Below are 15209 nucleotides of genomic sequence, written 5' to 3' on the forward strand. Positions count from 1 at the left end.
TATATTTAATTCAGTATGGTTTTCTCTGGCATTATGCCTACCAGTTATAACGTGAAAACATTCTATTGTGATATGGTTCAGCCTATATAAATAAGATTAAGTTTTAACGAAAGCACGCCTCTCCTTTCGAATAGGCTTTTAGAAGATAAATATAATACTTTTTAGGTCTTATCCAAGCATTTGCTCAATGGCGGGGGCTTAAGGAAAATCTATTCTAGCACAGAGAGGAAAATGGATTATTCGTATACTCCACCGCTCATTAGCGCTTTAACTTAACGCAATGGAAACAACCGACCATTAAAATGATTTTATTATTGATAGTCAATAAAATATATTCATTAAGGTAATGCCATTGACCGTTCGTTAGTAAACTATAAGCTTATTGAGGCACCAACTTTTTATCGGCGGTCATGGGCGGTGGAGTAATTGAGTCTACGGAATAAGGAATTTAATCCTCCCGTTTTCTTGAATTTGAATCGTACCAGGTTGACGTCATTGGTCATTCCGCTAAATATCAAAAAATAGATTATATTTAAGACACTTGTGGCTTGGTAAGTCCAAAAGTGTCTTAAAATAGAATCTCATACAGATGGTACAAAATAAGGAAATAGCTGTAAAACAGTTGGGTTTGATAGATTATAAAGAAGCATTGACGGTTCAGGAAGCTTGCTATAAAAGCATTGTAGATCGAAAGTCTGGCTGTTTTGCAGCTCAACCGCCTGTTGCTCAATCGGCACCTGCCGGTTATCTGCTTTTTTGTGAGCATCCCCCTGTATACACTTTGGGCAAAAGGGGATCTATGGAGCATCTGTTGGTAGATGCAGCTACACTACAAGCGCAAGGGATTGCCTTATACCATGTGAATAGAGGAGGAGCGATTACCTATCATGGGCCAGGCCAGTTGGTGGTCTACCCTATTATTGATTTGGAAATTTTTTGCGCAGATATCCATCGCTACCTTCGTTTGCTTGAAGCCTCTGTGATAGAAACGTTGGCTTATTTCAATATTCCATCCACCCGTTTCCCTGGGCTAACCGGTGTATGGCTAAAAGCAGATCAAAAAACAAAACCGTTCGACCGAAAAATTTGTGCCATTGGCATTAGAGTAAGCAGATGGGTAACCATGCATGGATTAGCGCTAAACGTAAGCAATGACCTGGCGCCTTTTGGCCAAATTGTACCCTGTGGCCTATCTAAAGCGGTAACGTCTATGCAACAAGAACTCAATACATCTGTTTCTGTACGGTCTGTATCAGACATGATAGAACAAATCTTTCTAAAAAAGTTAAATTGTGCGTAACTTTTGCATCTATTTTTATTTAACTTACACACCACATGATCCAACTGAAAACGAACTAGATAATTTTAAGCGTATCTGTTCAAATCAGCGGTAAAAAAGGATTCTTGTTGCACTTTTTGCTTGATAAAAATGCACAAAAAATCAAGCGCTGATAGAAAAAGTTGCTGAAAGCACAGCTTACAGATGAAAAGAAAAACAGTTCGTTGCAGTATTTTACTATATGCCAAATTTTTTATCGGCGACCACCAGAGCACGGCATACAAACAGTATAAACAAAACGCTAATACAAACCCCATTAAGTCCCCGCTATATGATTGAACAGGCACTAAAAACCACTGCGATGAACACATACCAAATTTTAATGCCTACCTATTGCAAGGGCCTCAAAATAATATAAGCATACAAAATATTTTATTATTATGTGAACGCACACAAAAATCAAAACACCTCCAATACTTCCTAAAAACCACGCCTTACTGCCCAAGCAGAGGACGTATAGCCATCTTTATTTTTCGCACGTATAGAAAGGGCTGTGCATCAATATGTTAACGACAGCTATATGATTGCCTTTTACTGCCAAATGCAAGGGGGTATCTTTATTTTCATCTTGGGCATTTATAGCAATATTCGGTTGTGTCACTAATATTTTAACTACCGCTTCATGACCGCGATATGTTGCCAGGTGCAAGGGGGTTTTACCTTTATTGTTTTGGGCATTTAAATCAATAGTTGCGCAACGCACTAAGCGTTTCACTACACTTGGACGGCCGTAATATGCTGCTAGATGCAAAGGGGTATACCCATATTTATCCTTTGCATTTACATCACTGGTCTTTTTTAGTATCTCTTCTAAGAGGTTTGCATAACCTTTTCTTGCTACCAAATGCAGCGCTACTCTATCATACCTATCTTTGACATTTAAGTCAATAGTTCCGCAATGCACTAAGAATTCCGCTCCAGATACGTAGCCACGGTGTATGGATCTATACAAGGGCGTATTGCCAGCTCCATCCTTTGCATTGATGTCAATCTGTTTTTTATACCTTAAAAGCGCTTTTAGAAAATCTAAACCACGATCTACTGCCAAATGCACAGGTCGGGTGTCGTAATCATCTTTAGCATTTAAATCAATATTTGGCACTTGCACCAAGTAGTCAACGATATCTAAATGATCGCGACCTATTGCCAGATGTAAGGCAGTATCCCCATGCATAGCACGTGCATTTACATCCGCTCCCTTATCTATTATAAATTGCACCACGACTTTATTGCTATAGGATACTGCATGCATCAATAAAGTGCGGTTTTGTCTATCCTTTGCATTTATATTCAACCCTTTGGCAAGCCAATATTCTACTCTTTTTGTCGAAAAATCATTCGCTTTAAGGTCACGTAAGATCCGATCATCTAAGACCATAGCATGCTGTAATGTTACACGATCGTCTAGTTCCGCATCAGTAGCCCAGTCGGAAGACTTCCCATCAGGAACGAAATCTGCTGGATCTCGGTTGATTGCATCTATAATAGCCTGTTCCTCCGTGAGGTTGATATAGGGAACAATACCTATAGGCTTTTCAGTTGGTATAAAAGGTAGACCAGTGGTTAACCCAGGGTCATTATTGATACGCGGATGCGTTGCATTGGATGGATTTTCAAAATAACTAGCAGGAATCCATCTTTTCATACCGTAACACAAAACAATGAAACTAAATCCGGTTACTACCCCACCAAACACAATTTTTATTGGACTCCAATTAGGCCATTTTTTTAGGACATCGGGCAGCCAGCCTTCTTTGCTTGGCTGATTGCATAAATCTCCACCTAATACTTGCCTTGTGTGTACACAAGCAGATAAGGTCTGTAAGCTTAATAGCCCAATGAATAGAGCTACCCTATAGTGTGTATACTTTTTCATAGCATTTGATTTTTAATTGTAGGCTATAACCAACCAAAAAGCAGCATACGTTCAATGCACAAGTCTATAATATTGCCTGCTCCGCTTCACTTAAATAAGGCAAAAAACCTTAGATATAATGGAACCGAAAAATCCTCTTAACCATTCATCCGGGTAAGCATAGTAAAAAATAAATATAATTCCAAATAAAATTGATTAAAATATAATACTTCATAGTAGGAAGATGCAGTGGCAGCTAAAATGCGGGCTTATGGGGATAACTTGTTAAGGTTACCGATCAAATGAATATTATGTTAACCAAGCATATTCATTAAATGGAGGTATAAAAAAGGATGTATCAGCTTAACTTTAACGACAGTAAGCTACTGGGTGCAAACTAGAGCTGATATTAGCAACCGTAAAAAAATTAAGCATGTCTTCGCTAGTTATATTTTATCAAGAGATCCATTAGCTACTTGACGCGCTCGAACAAAAGAGCATGTATCTTTTGACACGCATGTAGAAGATTTTGATTTCCAGGCTTACTTAGAGTATTCAGGTTCTCATGTGCCAAACGAAGAGGAGTCTTTCCCTTCTTATCTTCCGCATTTAGGTCGATAGTGGCCACCTTTAAGAGCTCTTCTACCACTTCTAGGTGCCCCCCCTGCTACTGCCAAATGAAGAGGCGTTTTCCCCTCGTGATTCTTTGAGTTTACATGCACTCCTTTATGTTCCAGTAATCCCTTTACTACTTCGACAGAACCCTCTTCCGCTGCCAAATGCAGCGCAGTATTGCCTGATTTTGGATCTTTATCTTTAACTATTTAGCGTAGTGCTACACTCTTTCAATAAAGTCTTAGCTATTTCCGGTTGTTTACACTTAAGCGCTAGCAAAAGAGCAGGTAAAGCGTCTACTCCTCCTGTCTTATTAACATCAATCTGTGGCTGCCTAATTAAAAGCTGAACTATTGACTCAGAACCTTCCTTTATAGCCTTACCAAGTGCTGTAGTACCACCTGAGACCGAGTTTAAAAATATTGCCTTATTACCTTCTGTAAAATTATCAATGCGTTGTAAAATGACTTCTACTGCCTCAACCTGACCCTTAGCTGCAACCTTATGCAAAGGAGCTAGTTCAGCACCCTCTATTCTGCTAGGCATCCTCTCCTGGTTAAAAGATTTATTTTTATTTCTCAAACAGTCACGAACAGTGAAAGCTTGTAAAACAAATAATAAAAATAAAGTTACAATAGCCCTAACGGTATGTGGCTTCACATTAAACTGCTTTATGTTTTTTTATTGTTTTATACAAGCATATCATCAATTGCTAACTTCTGATTTTACGCTATAGCTATAAATATTTTTTAGCAGCTACTAAGGTTAGAATCCCGCTCTAGCTTGCAACTTCTTTTATATATTTATATATTACAACAAAATTTAAAATAAACAAAATTTTATAAAATATTTGAGCTCTTTTAGAGCTAGATTCCAACGCTTTGTATAATATAGCGAATCTATATACTTACCATAGCAAAACAGAAGCTATAAGGAAATTTTTAATATAAATCTTAATAGTCTATTGCAATGGCCTCATACTGGGTTTGCTTAAAACGAAAAGGAATTGATAAATTCCTTGACCTGCTTATGCAAAGCATGTTGATCAGAATCTTGCGATTTTTTAAGCAAAAACTTTAACAACCAATTGTATTTTTCCAAAAGAATTTTGTATTTCCGCTCAAGCTGAAACAGTTCTGCGCGGACATCATTTGGAAGTGCTTCATCTGACTTCATCTCAGGAAAATGTACAACAAAATTATAGTGTAGTACTGTGCCTAAGGTTAATATAAAATCATAGCTCAAATTTTGCTCCTTAAATCTGTTATAAAATGTATTTCTACTGATACCCATTTTTCCAGCCAATACTGAAAGTGAGATACCACTTCTTCTGACTACATGTTCAATAATTGCTCCTCTGTGTTCCATCTGGTATTAGCAAATTAAAATAAATAATGCCTATTGACTAGCAAATTCCTGACTTCTCCATAATTTTCAGAGTTTTTTGCTCTAAATTTTTGTTTCTATGATTGAGCCTACATTCACATTCTTTGAGATGAAGAAAAAATTTATCGTTAACTAGCCCATTAAATTTAGCCAGCCTTCTTTTTGCAAAACGCCAAAAAGACTCGATACCATTCACATGGAATTTTCCCCTAGCGAATTCGTTCTTTGAATGATATACCCTGGAGTGTTCATATCTATTTAAAATAAGCCCGTCATAAGCTTTCCATCCATCTGTATAAATGGTTGAACCCTCTAGGATTTTACCCTGAATAATAGAACTTAATGCTTCTTTTGAAGAATTTTTATAATGATACAAGCACCGTTTTTCTCATTTTAAAAGTCCACAAACAAGGGTTTTACCGGCTGCGTCTCTACCCCTTTTGCCTCTTACGCTATGCACAACCAAAATAGCACCCATCTATTTCAAAGATATCTAACTCTTTCTCAAGAATACAAAGAGAAGATTCAAAAATGTCCTCTCTAATATAGATTATAATACCTATTTATTGTATTACAATTTAGATTGAAAAGATCAACTGCAACACTTTCAGTTAAGTCCTTTAAAAAGACAGCTAATATTTTTCTTATTTTATAACTCATATTCTGCACCATTCTTATGCTCCTCGCCTATTTATCCTTTTAGGCTATTTTTTTTCAAGTCTTATTTTCCTAAACTGGGTTAGTTTATGCAATAATATATCGTTTCTTCTCTTCACTTTGTTCTTTTTATGCTTTTTTTTTCAAAGAGGGCATACCATTCCCCAGAACCCTATATTCCAATTTTTAAGCCATAAATAGCCATTTCTTTTGGTCCAAAAAAGGCTACAGTCTGCTTGGTAACAGCTTTTAAGTTGATCACATACTGTGTGCCTATATCCTTCAAACTGAGGATGCAACTCTTGAATACCTTGAAATAAGCAACAAACCCACATCATAGCTGGTTTTTGAGTAGGTTGCTTAAGTTGATTAGGAATAGTAGTCTTATTCGGGCTGTTTTACGCAAAAAGTTAAATGCTGTCCCAATTTCAAAAGCAACTTCTGAAAAAAGCTTAGTAGGACCATAATCTGAAATGGCGTCTAGACAACGACCTAAAGTATCATCATTAAACATATCTGCTGTAACATCAGCCCTAAATAACTTATCAACTGGTTTCTTTACCAAGAACGCTGGGAACATATTAGAGGCGATCGTCCATAAACCCTAAGCCATTGAGTATCATGTCAGATGCTCGTTCTCCCATGGCCAATTTAGCGCCTTTCTTTTCCGAAACTGGAAGACGCGCATCTATTTTTGAGACTAGGCCAATTTTATCTATTACACTGGAGAGCAGCCCTAAATGGTCTAACGTTAAGCTGCCTACGATTTGATCTGGTTGCAACATCGGGAAACAGTACGGGATAAAAGAAAAAAATACAGCCCAAAAATATACAAAAAATTCAGTTAAAGCAAAATTAAAGGCTGGTGCGGAGTGTGGGACAAGCGATTACTGAATCGCCAAGTTTTTTATCGGCGGCCATTAGCGCTTTAACTTGACGCAATGGAAACAACCGCCCATTAAAATGATTTTTATTGGATAATCAATACAATATACCCATTAAGTTGACGCCATTATGTGAATGGAAAGCATAGATTTTCCTTAAGTTGACGCCATTGGCTGAGCGCACACGCGCCTAGCGCATATGAACAGCCTATAAAAACAATTGTAATTACAATACATTAAGCCCCACCATATGGGTAAGTAGATACCTTAAATACAAAGACTCTATATAAGCTGCTTAACTATTTTCATAATCATCTTCTTCACTTTCACTTTTTATAAATTCCATTATCTCCTGCTTAATGCCCATTAATTCGTTATTATTAGCCAGAATGATTAAAATCTTTAAAAGTTTATTATAATCTTCCATTAGCCTTAAATATTTTTTATTTAATGCTTGTAATTGAAGAAAATGTGGATCCCTGATCATAGAACTTGACTCATCCATATATTTATGCGAATCTTCTCTAGACTCATAACCAAGAGACTCAAGATCACCTTTATTTTCATTGTTCCCATACAGCCCTGGAAATTCATTAGAAAAATCATAGTGTATAACCTTACCAATCTCTATAATAAACGAATTCTTTATTTCTGCTTCTTTCAACCTCATGTAAAGTGTATTACGGGCAATACCCAACCGCTTGGCCAATGCCTTCATTCGAAAACCACTCTTCTTAATGGCTTCTTCAACTATCTTTCCTTTATGTTTTTCCATAACTGCAATATAAATGGATGCGAATAAAACAAAAAAGTAACTATACTTATTCAAGTATGTTAATATAATTGTTAACTACATGATCATATGTTGGACATATATTGATATATGTACTAAGATAATAAAATTGCAACTTACTAGGTTAGATTTTTTACTTTACAAAAATTGTAAGTGCTATAAAGAAAGAAGATTGCATGCTTTATTTAGCCAATCCTACTAAAACAAAGCGGTTAGCAGCAAATGTTTTACCATCAATTGCAGCAACCATAAGGACTTTCTATACGCTTTAAAAAAGAAATTGTGCATGCGCATCCTGCATGAGCCATAGATTTTTTAGAAGCTATATAAACGCTCATTTATTTTTCTTTTCCCTTATCTTCTTTTTCCTCATTTTCTATGAATTCTATAATATCTTTCTTAATATCTGGTAACTCGTTACTGTTGGCCAAAAGCATTAAAATTTTCAAAAGCTTACGGTAATCTTCCATAAGCCTCAAATATTTCCCATTTAACTTTTGCAATTCAAGAAAGTATGGATTTTTATATTGAGCATTATAATGCGGCAGCTCATTAGATGTGCCAGGCCCCTCAGATTTATCTAAATAAAGACGTTCAGGGCTATTTTCAAATTTGGCTGAAACTCTTTTATATACTTCCGGAAAATCCCTAGAAAAATCATAGTGTATGATGTTGCTAACACGTATAATAAACGAATCCTCTAACTCTGCTTCCTTCAGCCTGGTATAAAGCGTATTGCGCGCAATACCTAACCTTTTAGCTACCGCCTTCATCTGGTACCCAGTTTTTTTAATAGCCTCCTCGACTATTTTCCCTTTATGTTTTTCTGCAAGTTGTTCCATGGGCGCAATATAAGTAGCTAAGAAGTACGCAAAAAATACCATTCCTAATCAAAAATGTTGATGTAACTGTCAATAAAATGCGCATATGTTGTATCAATATTGTGAAATGTACTTATAAAACAAACCTTGCTTGTTACAAAACAACCTTATCAGAAGCATTACCTTTATGGGTTTCCATCCATATCGAAAAGGTACCTGCCCCTGTAGCAGCTAGGTTAAGCACCATTTGCTTTAAATTTAGCCTACGGCCTTTGCAACAACCATGCATAATCTAAAATCATCTAGCATGCTTTCAGTTGAATCATATCGAATAACTACCTTTAAATCTTTTATTGCTGTAAATCAAATAAATAAACACAGAACTGACGTTAACACAACAACCAATATAATATTTTACCTGATAATCAATAGATTATATAAATTAAACTGATGCCATTGGGTAAATAGATAGGTTAAAAACCTACAATAACTCATATAAAACCATGATTTAGCATTTGACACATTATGGTTACAAACATCTTTAAACCAGCTATTTACTGGCCAATTATAGATACAGATCGTCTACACTGTTTTCCTAAAACACTTGATTTTAATTAAATTAGGCACCTTGGATGCTTAGTATTACGTTTAGAGCAAACTATTAATAGCCTGCTAGCAGCAATAGATCACTATTAGGAAAATTAGAGACCAATGGGGTGCTCCATTCAATTATGCTGACTATTGGGACATATATGGCTACCCTGACTACTATTCGGATTACTCTGATTATTGCGCTATATACACCCACCCTGATCATTATATAGAAGCACTAGCTGATTATTTGGTGCGTCACAATAAATGCAATAGTGCGCTGCCTGAACATGATAGTATCTCTAAGGAGCATGCTATCATTCGCATCAAACCACATCTATCTCCTTCTGGCTATGCGCAATGGGTAGCCATCTGCTGGGATTATTATTATGTCTGAAAAGATAAAGATAAAAATACAGCTGTGCTTGTTATTACCTTATTGATACATCTCCTGGTTATGATAATGGAAAAGCCTATTATAGTTGAGTGGGGACATCCATATAGGTTTTTGTTTCATGATTTCTGACGTACATGGAAAGCTATTCAGAAGTAATATTACATTATGCTAATGTAACTAATGTTTGTGATTTATTTCCGCTATTTTAAAATAGGCGCATTATATAGCGTAATGTGTTGATTTCTCCAGGAGAATGAGGGGCATTCGATGTTTGTAAGTCTTATAGGTTTTTTTTCTTCTTTTAGGTTAGATTTGCCTAATCTATATCTACTATACCTCGAGGTCATCCCTAGCGCCACTTAATCTTGACTTAGAGACTTAATAGTAAGATAGAGATTAAGATGCTTTTTTACAGTTTATCACTTAAAAAATGTTATCTTTAATTATAACAAGTATAACTACTTTTTTAAATAGTTTTTATCCTATAAGGAGCTCTTCGGCTCTTTTAAGGTGGTAGCGCATTAGTAATATTAATTCTATTGTAGCGGAAGATGGTATAATAAGAAGCGTATTGGGTTGCATCCTCTTTTACACATGCTTTATGCTTACCTTAAGAAGGCAATGTTGTTACCTTATAGGGGTGAAATGCTGGTAAACAAGAAAGCATAATGTCTAGCATTATGCTATAATGTATTTAGTTAGTATAGCATAATACTGAGTCTCTTTAATTAGTAAAATTTATTGATATGAAGGTTCGTTTTAGTCTTGTAGTGTCTGCTTTATTATATTTTTTACACTAAGCTTAGGTGGATGTAATACGTTTAAAGGTACTTATATGAATTCCCCAGGCAAGGCTACATCTGATTCAAAAGGAAGATTAAGAAAGCATATAGAGAAATTATCCAATGATATTGGTATAAGAAACATAGAAAACTTACATAATTATGAAAAATTAAAGGAAGCTGCTGACTATATTTACAACTCATTTAAAGAGTTAGCTTATGAAGCAGAAAAATATGAGTTTAAAGCAACCTTCAATGGTAATGACTTTTTGGTTTCTAATATAGAGGCATATATTAAAGGGGATTCAAAGGATACCATTATTATAGGTGCTCATTACGATACAGTGAAGCGATCCCCAGGCGCAAATGATAATGGTTCAGGTGTTGCATGTATGCTTGAAATTGCACGTCAATTAGCTCCTAAAAATAATCAGGGTCGGCGGCCTGAGAAGTCAATAAGATTTGTTGCTTTTCCTAATGAAGAATCTCCATATAGCTATGACTTAACTCATCATTCACTCGACACTTCTCGTAAAGCGCCTAAGGCGGCACATAGAGGTCCTAATATGGGTAGCATACAGTATGCTAAACAAATAAAGGCGCAAATGGAAAATGGGGAAATAAATGTAATTGGCATGATATGTTTGGAAACAATAGGTTTTTATAGTGATAAAGCAGATAGCCAAGGCTTTCCAGATTTTTGTTCTCTAATATCTAAATGGTGTCCTGGAAAGGTCACACGTTTTTCCCCATTTAAATGTTTTCCACAACTTAGATGTGGTGCCTGGGTATTTAAATGTATCTATCCAACGACGGGGAACTTTTTATTATTTGCAAGTAATAATAAATCAGCAGGTTTTTTAAACGATTGTTACGAAAATTTTGATGGTAATATTCGTACGGGAGGTTTTCCTAAAGAAAAGATCTCTTTACCACCATGTCTCGTTGGAGATCTTGGACGTTCTGACCATAAATCATTTTGGATACATGGAATGCCTGCTATAATGTTAACGGATACAGCAAATTTTAGACATCCTGAGGATTACCATGAACCTTCAGATCAATCTGATAAAATTGATTATGTTAGTTTAGATGAAGTTACAGTTAATGTAGAGTTAATGATAAGAAAAATGATAGGGTATGTAAGCAATGTAGAGGATGAAGTAGTATTACAGCAACCATCTTCTTCAAGGAGGCAATCTCCTATAATGATACGAAGCAAAGCAAAGAGTAAAACAAGTGAAGGAAATGAAACATGGACGCAACCATCTTCTTCAGATGAAAGTATGCAATTATTAAGAGGAGTAAAAAAGAAAGGCAAAACGAATAAGAAGGTTAAATAACGGTTTTTTGTTATTGTCCTAAGTAAACCATTAATAGAAATGTCAGTTGGCCGCACACCACTAATAGAGTTTGTAAATAAAATTGTGTAAATGCTTATTATTAACTAATCTAACGGATTAAATCGTTAGTTATAAATGAGTCATAAGCAATGGAACAACAACAAATAAATATAGATCCAAATCTACTAAATGAATTGTCGAAGTCTATTAAGAGTGAAAAAGATTTAGCTATTCTCAGCAAGCAACTATTAAAAATCACGGTAGAACGTGCTATGGATGCAGAATTAGAGGATCATCTTGGCTATGAAAAGCATGCTATAGAAGGCAGGAACACGGGAAATAGCCGTAATGGTTACTCTCCTAAGCGATTAAAGGGTGATTTTGGCGAAATGGAAATTAATACGCCACGTGACCGAAACAGCACGTTCGATCCTCAAATCATTCGCAAAGGGCAAACTCGCTTCACTGAATTTGATGAACAAATTTTGGCTCTTTATGCTAGAGGGATGACTACCAGAGATATTTCAGATACATTCAAAGAGCTGTATGGTACAGAGGTATCACACAGTTTAATTTCGAAAGTAACTGAATCTGTTATTGAGGAGATTACTGTTTGGCAGAATCGTCCATTAGAAACAGTATATCCCATATTGTATTTAGATTGTATCGTTATCAAGTGTCATCAAGATAAACGCGTAATCAACAAATCAATTTATTTGGCATTAGCCATTAATTGTCAAGGGCAAAAAGAATTACTTGGTTTGTGGATAGCAGAAACCGAAGGTGCAAAATTTTGGCTCTCAGTATTAACTGAGTTAAATAATCGTGGCATTAAGGATATTTTTATTGCTTGTGTTGATGGATTAACCGGATTTCCAGATGCTATTAATACAGTATTTCCAAAAACCAAAATTCAGTTATGCATTGTTCATCTTATTCGTAATTCGTTACGTTATGTACCCTATAAGGACATGAAGTCCGTCGCATCGGATCTTAAAGTTATTTATCGCGCTATTTCTCTTGAGCAAGCGGAAGAAGCACTTCTTATTTTTAGTGAAAAATGGGATAAAAAATATCCAGCTATTAGTCGTTCATGGCATAAAAATTGGAGCAACATTATAACTATTTTTGACTATCCTGATGAAATACGAAAAATTATTTATACGACCAATGCCATTGAATCACTCAATAGCGTTATTAGAAAATCTATCAATAACCGTAAAATTTTTCCTAATGACCAATCTGCATTAAAAGTAGTATATTTAGCCATACAGAAGGCATCACAAAAGTGGACTATGTCTTTACATGATTGGAGAGCGGCTCTGAATCGATTCGCTATCGAATTTGAGGGAAGATTCTCCTAAAAAACGGCACTTACACAAAATAATTTACAGGCTCCACTAATACGTGAAGCTTGTTCTAATGTAGTAGGCCTTTTCTTTTGAAGTTTTTCTAATGCTTCTGTAGAGAGGGCCTTTATCTTTGTATAATCAAAATCAGGTGGAATTATATAATATTCTAATCGTTCCATTTTTTCTACAAGCTCCTTCTCTTTTAGAAAATAACTTTCGTATTTAAGCTGGATGCTCACCTGTTGAAGCACCTCTTGTCCGTAAGTAGATAGGGCATTACCTTTATGGGTTTCCATCCATATCGAATCCATATCGAAAAGGTACCTGCCCCTGTGGCAGCTAGGTTAAGCACCATTTGCTTTAAATTTAGCCTACGGCCTTTGCAACAACCATGCATAATCTAAAATCATCTAGCATGCTTTCAGTTGAATCATATCGAATAACTACCTTTAAATCTTTTATTGCTGTAAATCAAATAAATAAATACAGAACTGACGTTAATACAACAACCAATATAATATTTTACCTGACAATCAATAGATTATATCAATTAAACTGATGCCATTGGGTAAATAGACAGGTTAAAAACCTACAATAACTCATATAAAACCATGATTTAGCATTTGACACATTATGGTTACAAACATCTTTAAACCAGCTATTTACTGGCCAATTATAGATACAGATCGTCTACACTGTTTTCCTAAAACACTTGATTTTAATTAAATTAGGCACCTTGGATGCTTAGTATTACGTAAAACATTTAGAAGCAAACAAGCTAAATGATGTCAAAAATACCTTAGCAATCCCTTCTATTTATACTAAAAAATGGCTGTCCACTCGGGCCAACAATAACGAATACAAAGTACAATATCTAATAACCCACCATGCACAATACAGTTAAAGCACTTGGTAAAGAAACCATTGTATATAGTATAATCAACATCATCGTACGCGGGTGTGCTTATTTCTCTTTTTTACTTCAAACAAGCGTGCTAACGCCCAGTGCATATAGCATTATTATAGAATTTTATAACAGTTACATTCCTTTAGGCCATGTGATCTATGATCTGGCTATGGATATGACCTACTTTAGGTTTGTACCTAGGTTAGGCAAACCATATACTTTCAATATAATTATAACTATATTACTGATTTCCAGTGTTATTTTTTCAGGCTTACTGATCCTATGTACCCCACAAATCGCAAAGCTAACCAACCACTTAGCCCACATACGTTATTTTTATTATATGGCTGGTATTCTTATGCTAGATACCCTACTCATGATTCCCTATGCCAAGCTACGTCTAGAGAAAAGGACCTTTTGGTTTCTATTGGTAAAATTTGTACAGGCTTTTGCTGGTATTACTTTTTCGGTTCTTTTCTTTTATTGCCCTTCCTCTTTAAGATGTATAGAATATTTAATAGGTAGTTCTTTTAATGTAACGCTACATTTAAGTAGCGTAGATGCTGTTTTTATGGCTAATTTGCTCTCTAGCCTAACCGCTTTAGCCTTGCTGTTACCAAATTTTAAAGGCTTCCATTTGGTTTGGCATAGGCGCACCATGAAAATGATAGGAGGGTATGCAGCAACCTCTTTTTGCACAACGCTATTTTTTAAGATCAATGAAATACTACCTCTGTCATTGTTTCGGAAATTGGTTCCTCATAACTTTTATAGTACGCATACAAAAGAGGAAATACTAGGCAACTTTGGTACTTCCTGTAAGTTAACTTTGTTTATAACACTAGGGATTCTGGCTTTTAAATATGCTGCAGAGCCATTCTTTTTCGCCCACTCAGATCGCAAAGAGGCATTAAGCTTATATAGTCAAACGATGCACCTATTCATACTAGTATCGTGCTGCTGCCTCTTGCTTTTTAGTTTAAACATAGATTGGGTTGCAAAAATTCTGATCCCGCATGCAGGGTATCGCCATACCATTGACACAGTACCCTATGTAGCATTTGCCCATATTGTTTTAGGGGTCTATTACAACTTTAGTGCGGCCTTTAAATTGAGCAATCATCCACGATACAATACTTGGATCAGTGGATTGGGTAGCTTAGTCATTTGGCTTACGGCACTGCTATGGATACCGAAGCTGGGCCATTGGGGCTGTGTATATGCCTCTATAAGTAGTGCCACAGTTATGGGACTATTGGGCTATTATATAGGTCAAAAATGTTACCCAATCCCTTACCATAAACAGGGTTTTGTACTACTTGTATTTACCTTTTTCGCATTGGGAAAAATTGCTTTATGGCGCGCTAAACTTGCTTTTTTAGGGATAGGATGGGCCTATATATTGCTTCATATAACCATTCTGACCCCTTTTTGCATCATAGCCATTGCATGGTATAAGTCTATTCAACCTAAGAAATAATAATGTA

The 15209-nt window shown here is 35.7% G+C and carries 13 protein-coding genes and 2 pseudogenes; 5 read left to right on the forward strand and 10 right to left on the reverse strand.

Annotated features, from left to right (window positions below; translation table 11 throughout):
- Positions 1-589: 589 nt before the first annotated feature.
- Complete coding sequence (gene lipB / locus ACOALF_RS01480) at positions 590-1300, forward strand: lipoyl(octanoyl) transferase LipB (RefSeq protein ID WP_419241682.1); 711 nt, start codon at positions 590-592, stop codon at positions 1298-1300.
- A 505-nt stretch (positions 1301-1805) separates the two neighbouring features.
- Here the strand turns inward: lipB and ACOALF_RS01485 are convergent.
- From ACOALF_RS01485 to ACOALF_RS01525, 9 genes and pseudogenes are all read right to left on the reverse strand, one after another.
- A complete protein-coding gene (locus tag ACOALF_RS01485) occupies positions 1806-3215 on the reverse strand; it encodes an ankyrin repeat domain-containing protein (RefSeq protein ID WP_419241683.1) in 1410 nt (469 codons plus the stop codon).
- Positions 3216-3790: 575 nt separating this feature from the next.
- Positions 3791-3973, reverse strand: coding sequence for an ankyrin repeat domain-containing protein (locus ACOALF_RS01490; protein ID WP_419241684.1), 183 nt, complete (start codon positions 3971-3973; stop codon positions 3791-3793).
- 37 nt (positions 3974-4010) lie between these two features.
- Positions 4011-4469, reverse strand: a complete 459-nt coding sequence (locus ACOALF_RS01495; protein WP_419241685.1) for an ankyrin repeat domain-containing protein — start codon at positions 4467-4469, stop codon at positions 4011-4013.
- A gap of 330 nt (positions 4470-4799) precedes the next feature.
- Positions 4800-5177, reverse strand: a complete 378-nt coding sequence (locus ACOALF_RS01500) for a hypothetical protein (RefSeq protein ID WP_419241686.1) — start codon at positions 5175-5177, stop codon at positions 4800-4802.
- 37 nt (positions 5178-5214) lie between these two features.
- Positions 5215-5867: pseudogene (locus ACOALF_RS01505) on the reverse strand (IS1595 family transposase).
- 128 nt (positions 5868-5995) lie between these two features.
- The gene (locus tag ACOALF_RS01510) at positions 5996-6190 is read right to left on the reverse strand and encodes a hypothetical protein (protein WP_419241687.1); all 195 of its coding nucleotides are present in this window, start codon (positions 6188-6190) and stop codon (positions 5996-5998) included.
- Between the two features lie 47 nt (positions 6191-6237).
- Positions 6238-6637, reverse strand: a pseudogene (locus ACOALF_RS01515) (DUF4277 domain-containing protein); the annotation flags it as partial.
- A gap of 394 nt (positions 6638-7031) precedes the next feature.
- Positions 7032-7511 (reverse strand): helix-turn-helix domain-containing protein, encoded by a 480-nt coding sequence (locus ACOALF_RS01520; RefSeq protein ID WP_419241688.1) that lies wholly within the window; start codon positions 7509-7511, stop codon positions 7032-7034.
- A 356-nt stretch (positions 7512-7867) separates the two neighbouring features.
- Entirely contained in the window at positions 7868-8371 is a 504-nt protein-coding gene (locus tag ACOALF_RS01525) for a helix-turn-helix domain-containing protein (RefSeq protein ID WP_419241689.1), read from the reverse strand.
- 823 nt (positions 8372-9194) lie between these two features.
- On the opposite strand from ACOALF_RS01525, the gene ACOALF_RS01530 reads away from it, so the two are divergent.
- The 3 genes from ACOALF_RS01530 to ACOALF_RS01540 all read left to right on the forward strand — a co-directional run bounded on the left by ACOALF_RS01530 (position 9195) and on the right by ACOALF_RS01540 (position 12827).
- Entirely contained in the window at positions 9195-9338 is a 144-nt protein-coding gene (locus ACOALF_RS01530) for a hypothetical protein (protein WP_419241690.1), read from the forward strand.
- Positions 9339-10173: 835 nt separating this feature from the next.
- The gene (locus ACOALF_RS01535; RefSeq protein ID WP_419241691.1) at positions 10174-11463 is read left to right on the forward strand and encodes a M28 family peptidase; all 1290 of its coding nucleotides are present in this window, start codon (positions 10174-10176) and stop codon (positions 11461-11463) included.
- Positions 11464-11612: 149 nt separating this feature from the next.
- Positions 11613-12827, forward strand: a complete 1215-nt coding sequence (locus ACOALF_RS01540; protein ID WP_419241131.1) for an IS256 family transposase — start codon at positions 11613-11615, stop codon at positions 12825-12827.
- On the opposite strand, the gene ACOALF_RS01545 is transcribed toward ACOALF_RS01540, so the two are convergent.
- Complete coding sequence (locus ACOALF_RS01545; RefSeq protein WP_419241692.1) at positions 12824-13111, reverse strand: hypothetical protein; 288 nt, start codon at positions 13109-13111, stop codon at positions 12824-12826. The two genes, ACOALF_RS01540 and ACOALF_RS01545, sit on opposite strands and share 4 nt — an antisense overlap.
- Positions 13112-13702: 591 nt before the next feature.
- Between ACOALF_RS01545 and ACOALF_RS01550 the strand changes: the two genes are divergently transcribed.
- On the forward strand, positions 13703-15202 hold the full coding sequence (locus tag ACOALF_RS01550; protein WP_419241693.1) for a lipopolysaccharide biosynthesis protein: 1500 nt from the start codon (positions 13703-13705) through the stop codon (positions 15200-15202).
- Positions 15203-15209 lie beyond the last annotated feature (7 nt).

The organism is Cardinium endosymbiont of Nabis limbatus (assembly GCF_965196625.1).
GTDB lineage: Bacteria > Bacteroidota > Bacteroidia > Cytophagales > Amoebophilaceae > Cardinium.

Excerpts from the sequence above, each read along its gene's own strand:
- ACOALF_RS01520 (WP_419241688.1), bottom strand. The coding sequence starts at position 7,511 with ATGGAAAAACATAAAGGAAAGATAGTTGAAGAAGCCATTAAGAAGAGT.
- ACOALF_RS01550 (WP_419241693.1), top strand. The coding sequence starts at position 13,703 with ATGCACAATACAGTTAAAGCACTTGGTAAAGAAACCATTGTATATAGT.
- lipB (WP_419241682.1), top strand. The coding sequence starts at position 590 with ATGGTACAAAATAAGGAAATAGCTGTAAAACAGTTGGGTTTGATAGAT.
- ACOALF_RS01500 (WP_419241686.1), bottom strand. The coding sequence starts at position 5,177 with ATGGAACACAGAGGAGCAATTATTGAACATGTAGTCAGAAGAAGTGGT.
- ACOALF_RS01525 (WP_419241689.1), bottom strand. The coding sequence starts at position 8,371 with ATGGAACAACTTGCAGAAAAACATAAAGGGAAAATAGTCGAGGAGGCT.
- ACOALF_RS01485 (WP_419241683.1), bottom strand. The coding sequence starts at position 3,215 with ATGAAAAAGTATACACACTATAGGGTAGCTCTATTCATTGGGCTATTA.
- ACOALF_RS01510 (WP_419241687.1), bottom strand. The coding sequence starts at position 6,190 with ATGATGTGGGTTTGTTGCTTATTTCAAGGTATTCAAGAGTTGCATCCT.
- ACOALF_RS01535 (WP_419241691.1), top strand. The coding sequence starts at position 10,174 with ATGAATTCCCCAGGCAAGGCTACATCTGATTCAAAAGGAAGATTAAGA.
- ACOALF_RS01545 (WP_419241692.1), bottom strand. The coding sequence starts at position 13,111 with ATGGAAACCCATAAAGGTAATGCCCTATCTACTTACGGACAAGAGGTG.
- ACOALF_RS01540 (WP_419241131.1), top strand. The coding sequence starts at position 11,613 with ATGGAACAACAACAAATAAATATAGATCCAAATCTACTAAATGAATTG.